Genomic DNA, 14,804 nt, shown 5'->3' on the forward strand with positions numbered 1-14,804 from the left:
GCCTCATTCCGCACTAATCGAATTACAGCCCTTAACTATCAAGAATCCATATAGATTCAGGGCGCGATGCTGACCCGGCGCAAGGGCAGCAGACGCGCGCTGCGCAGCTCGGCCACCTGGCTCTGGCCGGCCGCAAAGGCCGGGCGGTGGGCGGCGTCGATGTAGATGGGCGCGTCGGCCCGCAGCGGCAGCACGGTGAGCTTGAGCGCCGCGCCCGGCTTGAGCGCGAACTGCCGCAGGCCCATCTCCCAGCGCTGGCCGTTGTAGTACCAGTCGTCCAGCATCGTGGTGCCCGAGAACACGCGGCCGATGTCACCGACGAAGTCCAGCGCCAGCACCACGTCCTCGGCCTGGGCCGGCAGCTTGTCGGGCAACGTCAGCGACCAGCTGGCCGCCGCCGCGAAGGCCTCGGGGATGGGCTGGACAGCCGCATTGGCATGGCCGCCGATGCGGATGGGCGGCGCTGAACGGGCCTGGCGCGTCTGGCGCACCTGCAGCGCCGGCTCGGCCAGCGTGGCGGCAAGCTCCAGTCGCTGCAGCAGGCCGTCCTGGCGCACCTGCAGGCCGGCGGCAGCAGGCTTGGGCAACGCCGGGAACACGGCCGCGCGCACCGGCTGCGTGGCCAGGCCGCGCAGCTGCAGCTTGCCGCCAGCAACCCAGGCCTGCTGCTCGCTGAAGACGAGGCGGCGCTGGCCGGCGATGTCCAGGATCTGCAGCTGGGCCAACTGCGCGGGCGGCAGCAGCAAGACGCTGACCGCACGGCCGTCGCGCGTGCCGATGCGATGAAGCTGGCCGGCGTCGGGCGCCAGCAGTTTCAGGCCATCGGGCAACGCGAATTCGGCGTCCACGCCGGCCGTGGCCGCGAATACGTGCACCAGCCCTTGCGCGCCGGCATCCAGGCGAGCCACCGGCTGTGCCGTGGCATGGCGCAGCGTCACGCCGTCCAGGTCGAGGTTGATGGGCCACACGAAGTAGGCGCCATTCGGCAGGTCCACCGGCTTGCTCGGCAGTGTCACGGCGCCACCCGGCAGCGCGATCTCGAAGCGCACGCCCACCTGCCTGGGCATGGCGTACTGGCGCACGTGGTTGTTGAAGAACAGGAACCCGCTGTCGCCATGGCTGCGCACCGACCAGCGCGGCGTCTGCAGGTCGGCCGGGTTGGCCGGCGAGCGCTCGGGCTGGCGCACCGTCATCGTCGCGAGCTGGGCGCCATGGTCGCGCAGGAAGTAGTGATAGGGGCGCAGCCGCGTCAGCACCTCGCGCTGCTGGCCGTCCGGGCCCAGCGGTGCCTGGAAGTCGTAGTTGATGCGCGGCGTGTCGTTGTAGCCGCCGCTGTGCGTGCTTTCCTCCAGGCCCGTGCCGCCGACGCCCACCGGGTTGCGGCCGCCGTGGAACATGTAATAGCCCAACAGGTTGACACCCGACCCGATCTGCACCGGCAGCATGGACGCGATGTCATCAGGCGACACCAGCGTGCGGCGGCGGTACATGGCCGGCAGGCCGGGGCCGTACTCGGCGCCGAAGAATGGCACCTTGTCCTTGTCCGACTCGGCGGTGCCGACGCCGTGGGCCTTGGTCTGCGCGCCCAGATCGCCACTCACGCGGGTGTTGAAGCGGAAGGCGTGCGTCTCCTTGGGGGGCAGCTCCTTGACCTGCCGCGACCACGGCTCGTCCGGGTAGCCGCCGAACACCGGCGTCACCTCGCCAGACGGGTAGACGGCGCCGTCCCAACCGGTCACGGTGTAGAAGGGCACATCCATGCCGGCCTTGAGGGCCAGGCGCTTCAACTCACTGATGTGGGCCTCGCCCTCGCCCGGGCCGCGCAGGTTGTATTCGTTCTCCAGCTGCACGCCAACGACCGGGCCGCCATCCTTCCACAGCAGACCCTGGATCTGCTGGCCGATCTGGCCATACAGCCTCTCCACCAGCGCCAGGTACTCAGGGTCGTTGCCGCGCGTGGGCATGGCATCCACCACCCAGTCGGGAATGCCGCCATAGCGCGCCTCGCCATGGCACCACGGCCCCAGGCGCACGACGACCTTCAGGCCGGCGGCCTGCGCCAGCTGCACGAAGCGGCGCAGGTCATGGTTGCCGCGCCAGTTGAAGGCACCCGGCTGCTCCTCGTGGTGGTTCCAGAACACATAGGTCGCCACGATATCCAGGCCGGCCGCCTTCATCAGGCGCAGCTGCGCATCCCATTGCGAAGCCGGCGCGCGGGTGAAGTGGTACTCGCCCATGACCGGCAGCCAGGGCTTACCGTCCTTCAGCAGGTACTGGCTGTTGGCGGCCAGCGTCCCGCCCTTGGGCGAGACGGCCGTGCCCAGCTTCAGGTGGCCGGTCGTCGGTGCTGGCACGGCGGCGCGGGCATCGAGCTTGAGCAGGGTGTCGGCGCCGGCCGTAGGGGCGAGCGCCCCCACCAGCAGCGCCGCGGTCAGCGGGCGGATGCAGTTCATGGTGTCTCCGGGGGTGTTCTGTTCTTAGAGCGCGCGCCAGCCGGCCACGAAGGCACGTGCGCGCTGGCCAACTTCGGCCGCCGTGAGGCCCGGGCTGTATAGCGCCGAGCCCAGCCCGAAGCCGGCAGCGCCGGCCTTCACGTAGGGGCCCATGTTGTCCGGCGTGATGCCGCCCACAGGCAGCAGCTTCAAGGCCTTGGGCAGCACGGCGCGCATGGCCTTCACGATGGTGGGCGTGATGAGTTCGGCCGGGAACAGCTTGACCGCATCGGCCCCAGCATTGACGGCGGCAAAGGCCTCGGTCGGCGTCGCCGCACCGGGCACGCAGAACAGGCCACGCGCCTTGGCGGCTCGGATGACCTCCACGTCCGCATGCGGCATGACGATGACGCGGCCGCCCGCGGCCTGCACATCGGCCACGGCCTGCACGCTCAGCACGGTGCCGGCGCCGACGATGGCGTCCGCCGGCATGCGGCGCGCCAGGCGCGCGATGGAATCCAGCGCGTCGGGCGAGTTCAGCGGCACCTCGATGACGCGAAAGCCCTCGGCATAGACGGCGTCGGCGACGGCCTCCACCTCGTCGGGCTTGACGCCGCGCAGGATGGCGACGAGGGGCAGGTGTTGCAGGGCTTGATCCAGCATGTCAGTTCAGATTCGTCGTTTGCGCCAGCGCCCACAGGCCGGCCGGCGCGGTGTTGTCCAGCAGCAGCGGATCGGGCTGGCCCAGATGCGTGAGCGCCCGCGCATAGCGCGCACACAGCGCGGGGTCGCCGATCAGCGCGACGCGCGTCTGCGCGCCCTGCAGCTCGCTGGCCAGTTCGTGGCCGATCAGCAGGCCGGAGAGGTAGTCGGGCAGTTGCTCGGCAGACAGCTGCTTGAACAGGCCCAGCGTGCGCACGGCGAACAGCTGGTGGCCGAGACCGCCCGGCTGCTGTGCGGCGTCCACGCCCTTCAGGAAGGCCTCGGGCGATGCCGGCGAGCTGCCGTCGGCCGGCATCAGGCGGTTCAGCACCGAGTGCTGGCGCAGCAGCGCGAACAGCTCGCCGGTCATGTGGGTCGCAAAACCCATCACACGGCCAGCCTTCACGCGCGCCCACTTGGAATGCGTGCCGGGTAGCACCAGGCAGGCGTCTTCCGCCAGCTCCGGATGCAGCGCCAGCGCGCCGACGATCTGCGTCTCCTCGCCGCGCATGACGTCGGGCTGAGCCGCCTCGTCGACGAGGCCGGGCACGATGCTGAGCTGGCCATCCAGCGTCAGCAGTTGCGCCGCCAGCCCTGCCGCGTCGGCCGGGCAACGCACATAGGGCGCCTCGCGCCAGCCGTATTGGCTGCCGACCATGCCGCAGGCCAGCAGCGGGATGCCAGGATGATCCGCGCGCCAGTCGCCCACCAGCGCAGCCAGCGCCGCGGCGTAGGCGTCGGCACCGCTCAGCGTGGCCGCGCCGTCGTTGGACTGGCGCGTCGCCAGCACCTCACCGCTGTCGCCCAACAGAAAGGCGCGTAGCCGCGTGCTGCCCCAGTCGAGCGCGATGAGCCGGGCGGCAGCCATCACCATTCGGCGACCGAGCCGTCGGCGTGGCGCCAGACCGGGTTGCGCCAGTCGGGCGGGTTCTTGGCAGCCTCGATGACGCGCTCCTCGTCGATCTCGACGCCCAGGCCCGGCTTGCGCAGCGGGTTGATGAAGCCGTCCTCGATGCGGAAGTCGTCCTTGTTCTTCACGAAGTCCAGCAGCTCGGCGCCCTTGTTGTAGTGGATGCCCATGCTCTGTTCCTGCAGCACGGCGTTGTGAGACACGAAGTCCACCGCCAGGCAGGACGCCAGCGCCACCGGGCCCAGCGGGCAATGCGGCGCGAAGGCCACGTCGTGCGCTTCGGCCATGGATGCGATCTTGAAGCACTCGGTGATGCCGCCGGCGTGCGACAGGTCGGGCTGCACGATGGCGATGCCGCCGGCCTGGAACACGCGCTTGAAGTCGAAGCGCGAGAACATGCGTTCGCCGGCCGCCAGCGGAATGGCGGTCTGCTCGGCCAGGCGCGGGTAGTACTCGGCTTGCTCGGCCAGCACCGGCTCCTCGACGAACAGCGGGCGGTAGGGCTCCAGCGCCTTCAGCAGCGGCTTGGCCATGGGCGCGGCCACGCGGCCATGGAAGTCGATGCCGAACTCGATGTCATGGCCGAAGGCCTCGCGTATCTCGGCGATGCGGGCCACGGCCTCATCCACCTTGCGGGCGCTGTCCACGATGCCGAGTTCCTCGGTGCCGTTCATCTTGAACGTGTCGAAGCCACCTTCGCGCAGGCGCTTGATGTCACGGATGATGTCCCCCGGGCGGTCACCGCCAACCCAGGAGTACACCTTCATCTTGTCGCGCACGAGGCCACCCAGCAGCTCGTAGACCGGCTGGCCCATGACCTTGCCCTTGATGTCCCACAGCGCCTGGTCGATGCCGGCGATGGCGCTCATCAGGATGGGGCCGCCGCGGTAGAAGCCGGCGCGGTACATGACCTGCCACAGGTCGTTGATGCGGGACGGGTCCTGGCCCACCAGGTACTCCGACAGCTCGTGCACGGCGGCCTCGACGGTACGGGCGCGCCCCTCCAGGACCGGCTCGCCCCAGCCGACGACGCCTTCGTCGGTCTCGATCTTCAGGAACATCCACCGCGGCGGGACGCGATAGGTCGTCAGCTTCGTGATTCGCATGGGCTCAAGGCTTGTTTTCAGAACGGGCGTGAGCTTAGGAGGGGCAGCTAGTTGGCAAATATTGTTTTATTCGCTGGATCTATATGCAGTTGGCATGTCGCCATCGCCCTGACGGCGTGTGACACGCGTATTGCAAGCACAAACCCTGGGGTTAACCCTTGCAATCATGGTGAAAACCCTTACACTGATCGCACATCAACGACATGCAAAGGGAAAAGAAATGGAACTGCTCTTCATCACGCTGGCCTTCTCCGCCGTGGCTCTGGTTGCCCAGTTCGGTGACTTCATGAGCCGCCGCGCGGCCGCCAACGCCATCGGCGTCTGACGCCAGCGCGCCCCCCCGCAACAGCTAGGGGCGCGCCAAGCCGGCCTTCAGTGCCGGCAAGCCCTGCAGCCGCACGGCAAGGGCAGCGGCGCAATCAGCGCCGCCAGCCTGGGGAGGCCGCCATGTGAGCCACATGGCCTGCCGCCACCTCAGCGCAAATCCACCGCATCCACCGCAAAACCGGCACTGAGATAGCCGGTGCTGCCACTGCCGGAGGCGGCATGGATGGTCAGCGTATTGGCACCCGCCACAAAGGCGCTGGCCGGCACGCTGAACGTGAAGGTCGCGTTGTTGCCACGGTAGGTGCCGATGGTCAGCGAGCGCGAGTCGGGTTGCGTGGACGGGCTGGGCACCGTCGAGGTCCAGCCGTTCACGCTGATCTGCGGCCGCGCATTCGCGTAGGCTGCCGAGATGCCGACGCGAACCGTACGTGCAGCCAGCTGGGCGCTGGTCAGGTTGAACGTGATCTTCGTGCCGCTGTTGACGCCCTTCCAGATCGCACCCGGGAACTTGTTCGTGGCGCTGCCCACCGCGTAGGTCACCGGGCCCCAGGACGGGTTGCGGGTATCTGACGGATGGCGCACATTCAGCGTCTGGCCGTTCAGGAACTCCAGCGGCGTACCGTCCCAATTGCCCACGCGCCAGAGCACGGCCTGCGCCGACGGGTCGGCCGTGATGGCCCGCGTGTTCAGCGTCGTCGTGCCGCCGCTGCTGACCGACACCTGCTCGGTGTAGACGCCCAGCTCGCCCTTGTAGACGGTCATGGTGTAGGTGCCGGGCTTCATGTTGGCCACCGTCACCGCGCCGCTGCCGGACGTGGTGCCCCAGTACTGCGCCGTGCCGTTGGCAAAGCCCACCGTGTAGGCATAGGCCGTGTCCATGCCGGTCAGGCCGTTCAGGACCACCTTGCCGCGGCCGGCGACCCAGCCGTCCAGGCCCAGGCCGGACATCCAGCTCATGTCCGGCACCGACGGCGTGGCCCCCGTCGTGAACATCAGCGCATAGGGTCCGTGCAGGCCCATGCGGAACGCCTCGGTCTGGTTGTGGCCCGAGTTCATGTAGTTGTAGAGCTCGGTGTCAGTGCCGCTCTGGTTCTGGATGTCGCGGAAGAACGGGCCGCCCGAGGCCGACTCCCGGTTGCCGTAGACCATGAACGCGCCCACGCCCGAGCCGGTCACGCCGCGGATCGTCATGTCCTTGGCGCGCTGGTTGCCGTAGTACTTGGAGCGCGTCGTGCCGTCGCTGTTGCCGAACACGTCGCTGCTCTCGATGCCGCCGGTGGTGCCGCGCAGGCTGGACTCGACCGGCACGCCCGTGAACACGCTGCCGTTGAGCCGCGTGATCCAGCGCAGCTCGCCCACCGCCGGCTCGGCCGTGATGTGGGTGGCCATGTACAGCGTGTTCTCGTTGCGGCGCACCACGATGTAGTGCTTCAGCGTGGACGCCGTGATGGTGATGACGGCCGTGGTACCCGACGGCGAGAACGCATAGGTGGCCGGCGCGCCCAGGCCCGAGCTGATGTGGGAGAACTTGGTCTGGCCCTGCAGCTCGGCGCCGTTGTTGAGCTTGATGGACGTGATGTCGCCGCTGGCCTTGTTGAGCTTGAACACCAAGCCGGCGCCGGTGTCCACGGTCAGCACGCCGCTGGCGTCCGTGATGCCCCAGGCGGCCAGCGCCGAGGTCGAGACCAACGTACAGGCGGCCGCAGCCAGGCCGAGCACCGCGAGGCGCCCGCGCAAGAAGTGGTTCATCGATTTGTCTCCAGTCGTTGTGGTCACGCCGACAGCGTCATCGCCGCAGCGCGTTGCCGCCCCTGTGCAGCCGGAGCGGTCGGCACTCAGCATAGGCAGCCTGTCCATGGGCGCGCCTCGGGCGCGCTACCGAGTCGGCGCAATCTCTCAGCGACTTGATTGCGAGGCCGGGCAAGCCGGCATCGCCACGACGGCCGGCGCTGCGGGCGACGGCGGGATATCGGCGCGGCCCAGTTGCCGCGCCAGTGCGGCGCCCTGCTGCCAGGCCTGCGGCGCATCGCTGCGCGTCAACATCAGCGTGACGACGTGGGCGCAGGCCGCCCCCACCGGATGGCTCGCGCCATAGTGGCCGCAGGCATTGGCCAGCATCACAGACGGCGCAGGCGACTCCGCCCAGGCCGGCGCCGGCAGGCCGCGCAACACGGCCTGCCGCTGCGCGGGTGTCCAGGCCGCCGGCAGTGCCGCCCCCAGCCGCGTCAGCCAGGCCCGCGGCTGCTCGTGCCAGTACCCGGCGGCGGCCAGGCCCTGCCAGGCGGCGTCGGCATCGTCAGGAGCCTCTTCAAGCCAGGCCGCCCAGTGCACGGCATTGCCTGGCTCCAGCCGCAGCCGTGCCTGCAGCAGCTCGCGCCGGCAGGCCGCGCCCGGGCAGGCCGCCGTGGCCCAGCGCAGGGCCAGCGCGTCCTGCGAGCGCAGCGCCGCATCACGCACCTGGGACGACCACTGCGCCTGCGCCACCAAGTCCTCGGCGGGCGGGGGTTGCAGCAGCAGGCCCAGCACCACGTCCGCGCCCGACCCGCTGGCCAGCACGGCCAGCGCACGCTGCCAGCCCAGGGCCAGCTCGTGAACGGGCAGCGTGCTGGGCGCACAGCCTTCGGGCGCCGGCGAGAGGGCAGTGGCATGGGCCGCCGGCTGCGGCAGCACCTCAACCGGCAGTCGCGGCACGCTGGCGGGCACGGCCGCCGCGACCGGGGCAGGCGTCGGCGCCGGGTTTTGCCACAGCACCCAGCCCGCGGTGATCAGCACCGCGGCAGGCAGGGCAAGCAGGAGCACCGGAGATCGACGCATGGCGGCCCATTGTGGCCGCCGCCGGGCTCACTCCCAGCGCAGATGCACCACCCGGTAACCCTCTGCCTTCAGCGTCTGCAGCAGGAAGGGCAGCGCATCAGCGGTCTGGTCTTGCGCGTCGTGCAGCAGCACGATGCCGCCGCCGCTCTTGGCAAGCTGGCCCAGCAGCTTGGTGGCCAACATCTGCGGCGTCTGCGCGGGCAGCCAGTCCTCGGCGCCGGCATCTACCGACATCACCGTGACGCCCAGGCTGGCGAGCGCCGCCATCATCACCGGCGACTCGGCCAGGAAAGGAAAGCGCCAGGCCGCCGGGCGCTCGCCCAGCACGTCGACGTAGGCGGCCAGCATGGCCTTGAGGTCGCTGCCCTGCGCCTCTGCAGGCAGCTGCGCGAAGTTGTCGTGCCGGTGGCCATGCATGCCCAGCGTGTGACCGGCGTCGCGCACCTGGCGGGCGAGGTCGGCATGCTGGCGCAGCGGCTCTCCGTTGACGAAGAAGGTAGCCTTCACGCACTGATCGGCCAGCGCCTGCAACACGCGCGGCGTGGAGCCGGGGCGCGGGCCATCGTCGAAGGTCAGCACGATCTCGCCCCGCGCAAGCCCGGGCAGCGCTGCATGCTGGGCCGTGCCCCAGGCGCTGGCCGTGCGAGGCAGCGTCAGCGTGCGGGCGGTGCCCAGCGCGTCGGGCGCGCAGGCGGGTGCGGCGGCGGTCATCGCCAGGGCCAGCAGGAGGCTCATCAATGCGCTCCGGCAGGCGCCGCGTGGCCCTCAGCCGCCGTGGCGGCCTCGCCGTCATGCGGAAACGGCGCCAACCAAGCAAGGATGACTGGCGGGATGGAGAACACCAGCACCCAGCCGAAGAAGCTCAGGTAGTTGTGGCCCACGTAGTTCCAAAGCAGGCCGCTGACGCTGCCGGTGCCCCACTTGGTAAGCGCCATGACGCCGGTGGCCATCGCGTAGTGGGCCATGCGGAAGGGGCCCGGCGCGATCTGCTGCATCATGTACAGCATGTGGCCCACCGAGCCCATGCCGAAGCCGAACTTCTCGATGGCCACGATGGCGGCGATGGTGACCGTGTCAGTCGGCAGGGTCTGCGCCAGGTAGAAGTAGGTGACATGCGGGATGTTGAGCACCAGCGCCAGCGTGAAAAAGCTGCGCGGCAGCGTCTTGCGGGCGACGAAGAAGCCGCCCAGGAAGGCCCCGGCGATGAAGGCCAGCGTGCCCACCGTGCCGTTGATGTGGCCCAGCGCCTCGTTGTCCAGGGCCAGGCCGCCGGCCGCGGTGCTGTCCAGCAGGAACAGCGGGCCGAACTTCTCGATGAAGCCTTCGCCGAAGCGGTAGAAGAAGATGACTGCCAGCATCATCCAGATCTGCGGCTTCTGGAAGAACGTGACCCAGGCCTCGGTCGTGGCCTTCAGCCCGCCAGCCAGGCCCTGGCCATGCAGTTGCGAGGGCGCGCCCGCCGGCAGCACCCGCCAGTGGTAGACGCCGAAGCCCGCCATCAGCGCCGCCGCCAGCGACACCACCACCATCCAGCACTGCACCCAGGACAGGCCCATCTGGTTGTGCAGGTAGCCAGTCAGCGACACCAACAGGCCCGAGGCCAGCACGGCACCCAGGTTCCAGCACATGCCCTGCAGGCCGGCGTAGCGGGCCTGGTCGGTCTTGGAAGCTGTGGTCATGAACACGCCATCGGCGCAGGTGTCCTGCGTGGCGGACGCGAAGCCGACGATCCAGAAGAACGCCAGCGACAGCTTGAAGAAGTCCGCTACCGGCAGTACCAGCGCGATGAGGCCAAGTGCCGCGGCCATCGTGAACTCCATGCTGATGACCCAGAAGCGCTTGCTGCGGTAAACCTCCAGCAGCGGCGCCCACAGCGGCTTGAGCACCCACGGCAGGTAGAGCTGCGAGGTGTAGAGCGCGATGTCCTCGTTGGACACGCCCAGGTTCTTGTAAAGGATGGCCGCGACCACGCCGACCATCACGTTGGGCAAGCCCATGGCCAGGTAGAGCGAGGGCACCCAGGTGAGCAGGTGGCGTTGTGGGATGGTCATGAAGGTCTCCGTATTTTTTCTTTGCGCCGGCGAGTCAGCGTGAGGGCGGCGTCAGCGCCTGGATCGCCGCCGACACGTACACCAGCGGCGCATTCCAGTTGATGGCCACCTCGTTGGCCGCGTAGCTGCAGCCATGGTCGATGTAGGACAACGCCGGCAGCTTGGAGGCGTAACGCACCGGGCAGTGCGGCTGGTCCTGCTGGCCGGGGTTGGGGCCGCCGACAAGGAAGCCGGGCACGGGCGCGTCCACACCGTCGGCCTCGGACGGGCGGTGGTGCGGGTGCAGCGGCGAACGCTGGCCGAAGCCGGTCACATAGCTCAGCCCCAGCGGGTTGCGGCCCAGCACGTAGTCCAGCACCGACTGGGCCGCGTCCAGCTGCGCGCGCTCGCCGCCGAGGCGGTAGGCCTGAATCAGCATCAGCGCCTGGTTCAGCGCCTGCGAGTTGCTGCCCCAGACGAAGTCGCTGGCGGACTCCATCGTCAGCCGGTAGGCCGAGGCCTGCCAGGTGGCCGCGAGCTGGCGGCCGAAGTCGCCGACGCGGCGCGTGACGAGCTCGGCATCGGCCTTGGCGAGCTGGTCACGGTGCTGGGCCAGGCTCATCCAGGCCAGGCCGAGCACATCGCCCCAATTGGGCACGCGGATGGGCTGAGCCTCCAGCTTCAGCGCCTCGCGGTAGGCGGCGTCGCCGGTGGTGAGGAAGAGCTCGGCAGCGGCCCAGGCGAATTCGTCGTCAAGCTTGTCGTCGCCGTACTCGCCGGTGCGCACATCGGGCGGGTTCTTGAACACCACATGCGGATTCGCACGCGCCCATTGCCAGGCGGCGACTGCCGCATCACGCATGCGCGCCGACAACCCGGGCCGCTGCGCTTCGAACGGCTTGAACACGCGGCTCGCCTGGGCCATCACGGCGGCGAAGTCCAGCGCGGCCGCCGTGCCCTTGGCCACCACATAGCGCGGGGCCACGGTCTGGTGCGGCATCTGGTTGCCGTCGAAGCCCTTGTTGGTGAGCTTGTGATAGACGCCGCCATCGGCGGGGTCCTGCATGGTCAGCATCCAGTCCAGGTTCCACAGCACCTCGTCCAGCACGTCGGGCAGCGCATTGCCGCTCTCGGGGATGTTGAGGTGCTGCGCCTTGAACAGCGCCGGAAACTGCTCGTAGGCCGCCAGCAGCGTGTAGACGGTGATGCCGGAGTTGACGATGTACTTGTTGTAGTCGCCCGCGTCGTACCAGCCCTTGGGCGAAGACAGCGGCGTGCCCTCGGGCCGCTGGGCGCTGGCGGCCGACGCGTGCACGCGCACCTCGGTGTCCGGGTGGCCGGCCGGGCGGGCCCAGGGGCCTGCGTGGCGGGCGTCCAGCGCCGTGCTGGCACGGTTGAAGTAGAAGGCCTTGAGCGCCCCGGCCGTCAGCGCGGCATAGGCGTCGGGCGCCACGCGCAGGCGCACCGGGGCCTGGCCGTCGGCGCGCAGCTCGTAGTCGCCCGGCGCGGTCAGCGCGGACAGGTCAGCCAGGCGCACCTCGGTGCCGGACATGGCCCACAGCCGGGCCGGGCTGACGGCACCGCGCAGCACGACGCTGTCGCTGCCTGCCCGCACGACGCGGAACTCGCCTCCGGCCGCCGCGGGCAGCACGGCCCATTTGGCGGCGCCGGGCAGGTAGCCTAGCTGGTTGACGGCGGCATCGCCCGGCTGGGCGGCGGCCGCCCGCGAGGCCGTGCCGGCCGCGGCAGCAGCCAGCACGCAGGCGATCAGGGACGCCCGCAGCGGGGCAGCTCGGAGGAAGGATTTCTTCATGGCGGGCGAAATTTTGACAACGTTGTCAGCGGCTGGACATTGGGGTGATTGCCCAGAGCGCGATAAAGGTGTGTGGCGTGTTGACGGGTGATCCATCCATGGCGACGGGTTGAGCACTGGAAGACGGGGCAGCCTAGCGGCGAGGCTCGCCGCCCCTGCGTCCAGCAGCACGAAAAAAGGCCGGCCCTCGCAGTCTGCGCAGGGCCGGCCGGCATCGCCATGCACGGGGTCAGGCGCCCCAGCGCAGCTCCAGGCCTTCGGCCAGCACGGGGCTGCGGCGGCCATCGACGTCCAGCGCCCAGTCGTGCAACGCCCCCTCGCTGACCTGCGCGAGGTACTCGCCACCGGCGCGGCTGACGCGGCCACGCGCCGCGACCTGGCCGTCCAGACCCACCACCGTGAAGTCGGCGCTGGCGCCGTCTGCCAACTCGAACACGCGCAGCACGGTGCCACGGGCATAGTCGTAGTCGGGCTTCTCGGTCTCGGCACCCCAAGGGATGACGCTGCCCGGCGCGGCGTACAGCGGCATGCTCAGAAAGCCATGCGTCTCGCGTACCCAGCGGCCGCCGGCCTTCTTCTCACCGCTGAGCAGGTGGGTCCAGACGCCCGAGCCCTGGGCGGCGGGCAGGTAGACCTCCACCTCGCCGCTCTCGGTGAACACTGGCGCCACCAGCAGGCTCTCGCCCAGCTGGTACTGGCGGTCCAGCGTCGCGCAGGCCGGGTCGTCCGGGTGCTCCAGAAGCATTGCGCGCATCAGCGGCACGCCAGTCTGCGTGGCCTCGAACGCCTTGGCGTAGAGGTAGGGCATGAGCTGGTGCTTCAGGCGCGTGAACACGCGCAGCACGTCGCAGCTCTCCTCGTCCACCAGCCAGGGCACGCGGTAAAAACTGCTGCCGTGCAGACGGCTGTGCGAGGACATCAGGCCGAACTGGATCCAGCGCTTGTAAACGGCCGGCGGCGGGTTGCCCTCGAAGCCGCCGATGTCGTGGCTCCAGAACGCGAAGCCGCAGCTGGTGAGCGACAGGCCGCCGCGCAGGCTCTCGGCCATGGACTCGAAGGTGCTCCAGCAGTCGCCGCCCCAGTGCACCGGGAAGCGCTGACCCGACGCGTAGGTGGAGCGCGCGAACACGATGGCATCGCTTCCCTGCACCTCCTGCAGCAGCTCGAACACCGCCTCGTTGTACTGGAGCGCGTAGAGGTTGTGCATCTCGACGGGGTCGGAGCCGTCAAAGTACTGCACGCCCTCGCTCGGGATGCGTTCGCCGAAGTCGGTCTTGAAGCAGTCGGCGCCGGTGGCCAGCAGGCGGCGCAGATGGCCCTGGTACCAGGCCTTGGCGGCGGGGTTCGTGAAGTCCACGATGGCCATGCCGGGCTGCCACTGGTCGGTCTGGAAGGTCAATCCGTTCGTGCGCTTGATGAAGTAGCCGTGCTTCACGCCTTCAGCGAACAGCGGTGACTTCTGCGCCACGTAGGGGTTGATCCACAAGCTGATCTTCAGGCCCTTGGCATGCAGGCGCTGCAGCATGGCCTCGGGCTCGGGGAAGCCGCGGCGGTCCCACTCGAAGTCGCACCACTGGAACTCGCGCATCCAGAAGCAGTCGAAGTGGAAGACCGACAGCGGCAGCTCGCGGCGCTTCATCTCGTCGATGAAGTGAGTGGCTGTGGCCTCGTCGTACTGCGTCGTGAACGAGGTCGTCAGCCACAGGCCGAAGCTCCAGGCCGGCGGCAGCGGGGCGCGGCCTGTCAGCGCTGTCAACCGGGACACGACATCCTTGGGCGTGGGGCCGGCGATGACGCAGTAGTCCAGGCTCTCGCCCTCGCGGCTGAACTGCACGCGGGCCACCTTCTCCGAACCAACCTCGAAGGACACCGGGCCGGCCTCGTTGACCAGCACGCCGTAGCCACGGTTGGTCAGGTAGAAGGGCACGCTCTTGTAGACCTGCTCGCAGGCGGTGCCGCCGTCCTTGTTGGTGTTCTCCACCACCTGGCCGTTCTTGACGAAGGGCGTGAAGCGCTCGCCGAGGCCGTAGACGTTCTCGCCCACGCCCAGCGTGAGCTGCTCGTGCACGTGGTTGCCCTTGTCGCCCCACTGCACATAGCCCAGGCTGCGCCAGTCGCTCTTGGTAAGGATGCGATCGCCCTCGCGGAAGACGAGGTTCCAGCCCTCGCCCTTCTTGACCTCCACCGAGATCGCGCCCGAGCTCAGCCGCGCGTGCGTCTCGGTCTCGGTGATCTGCACCGGCGCGGCCTGCGCGCCGACCATGGGGATGTGCAGACGCGGCGGCGTGGAGGCGGTGTAGTGCTCCACGCTGACACGGATGACGCCGGGCAGCGGCGAGCTCAGCGTCACGGTCAGCGTGGGGCCTTGCAGCGTGTCGCCACGGTGCTTGATGGGGCGGGTCGTGGCGAGCACGACAAGTCGGTCTGCGTGGGCTTGCACCGCATAGGCCTCGGCCGCGTAGTGCGCGGCGACGCCCGGCTGAAGCATCCACTGTCCGTCAGTGAACTTCATGAGGGGTTCCTGGTTGTCTCCGATCAGCAGCAAGGCGCTGCCTCTCTGTTGTGTGCCGCGTCGCCCGCAACGGGCGATGGCCGGCCCGACCGCGTCGGGCACCGGCGGCATCTTCGGCCGGCAGCCACCCGACGCGCTAGGGGCTTTCACCCAATTTA

General features: G+C 69.3%; 10 protein-coding genes. All 10 read right to left on the reverse strand.

Annotated elements, in window-relative coordinates; all coding sequences use genetic code 11:
• Positions 1-56: 56 nt before the first annotated feature.
• The 10 genes from ACG0Z3_RS14235 to yicI all read right to left on the reverse strand — a co-directional run bounded on the left by ACG0Z3_RS14235 (position 57) and on the right by yicI (position 14,646).
• Entirely contained in the window at positions 57-2,453 is a 2,397-nt protein-coding gene (locus tag ACG0Z3_RS14235; RefSeq protein WP_394398487.1) for a beta-galactosidase, read from the reverse strand.
• Between the two features lie 24 nt (positions 2,454-2,477).
• A complete protein-coding gene (locus ACG0Z3_RS14240; protein WP_394398489.1) occupies positions 2,478-3,095 on the reverse strand; it encodes a 2-dehydro-3-deoxy-6-phosphogalactonate aldolase in 618 nt (205 codons plus the stop codon).
• A gap of 1 nt (position 3,096) precedes the next feature.
• Positions 3,097-4,008, reverse strand: coding sequence for a 2-dehydro-3-deoxygalactonokinase (locus ACG0Z3_RS14245; RefSeq protein WP_394398491.1), 912 nt, complete (start codon positions 4,006-4,008; stop codon positions 3,097-3,099).
• Positions 4,002-5,150 (reverse strand): galactonate dehydratase, encoded by a 1,149-nt coding sequence (gene dgoD, locus ACG0Z3_RS14250; RefSeq protein ID WP_394398493.1) that lies wholly within the window; start codon positions 5,148-5,150, stop codon positions 4,002-4,004. The genes ACG0Z3_RS14245 and dgoD overlap by 7 nt, the downstream gene beginning before the upstream one ends.
• 474 nt (positions 5,151-5,624) lie before the next feature.
• Complete coding sequence (locus ACG0Z3_RS14255; RefSeq protein WP_394398495.1) at positions 5,625-7,226, reverse strand: rhamnogalacturonan lyase B N-terminal domain-containing protein; 1,602 nt, start codon at positions 7,224-7,226, stop codon at positions 5,625-5,627.
• A gap of 147 nt (positions 7,227-7,373) precedes the next feature.
• Positions 7,374-8,276: a hypothetical protein gene (locus ACG0Z3_RS14260; protein ID WP_394398497.1), complete on the reverse strand. Its 903-nt coding sequence runs from the start codon at positions 8,274-8,276 to the stop codon at positions 7,374-7,376.
• Between the two features lie 42 nt (positions 8,277-8,318).
• Positions 8,319-9,026, reverse strand: a complete 708-nt coding sequence (locus tag ACG0Z3_RS14265) for a polysaccharide deacetylase family protein (RefSeq protein WP_394398499.1) — start codon at positions 9,024-9,026, stop codon at positions 8,319-8,321.
• Positions 9,026-10,342, reverse strand: a complete 1,317-nt coding sequence (locus ACG0Z3_RS14270; RefSeq protein WP_394398501.1) for an MFS transporter — start codon at positions 10,340-10,342, stop codon at positions 9,026-9,028. Before ACG0Z3_RS14270 ends, ACG0Z3_RS14265 begins: the two co-directional genes overlap by 1 nt.
• Positions 10,343-10,376: 34 nt before the next feature.
• Positions 10,377-12,134 (reverse strand): glycoside hydrolase family 9 protein, encoded by a 1,758-nt coding sequence (locus ACG0Z3_RS14275; RefSeq protein ID WP_394398503.1) that lies wholly within the window; start codon positions 12,132-12,134, stop codon positions 10,377-10,379.
• Between the two features lie 229 nt (positions 12,135-12,363).
• Positions 12,364-14,646 (reverse strand): alpha-xylosidase, encoded by a 2,283-nt coding sequence (yicI, locus tag ACG0Z3_RS14280; RefSeq protein ID WP_394398505.1) that lies wholly within the window; start codon positions 14,644-14,646, stop codon positions 12,364-12,366.
• Between the last annotated feature and the right edge of the window lie 158 nt (positions 14,647-14,804).

Origin of the sequence: Pelomonas margarita (genome assembly GCF_043555875.1) — a bacterium.
Lineage (GTDB): Bacteria > Pseudomonadota > Gammaproteobacteria > Burkholderiales > Burkholderiaceae_C > Pelomonas > Pelomonas margarita.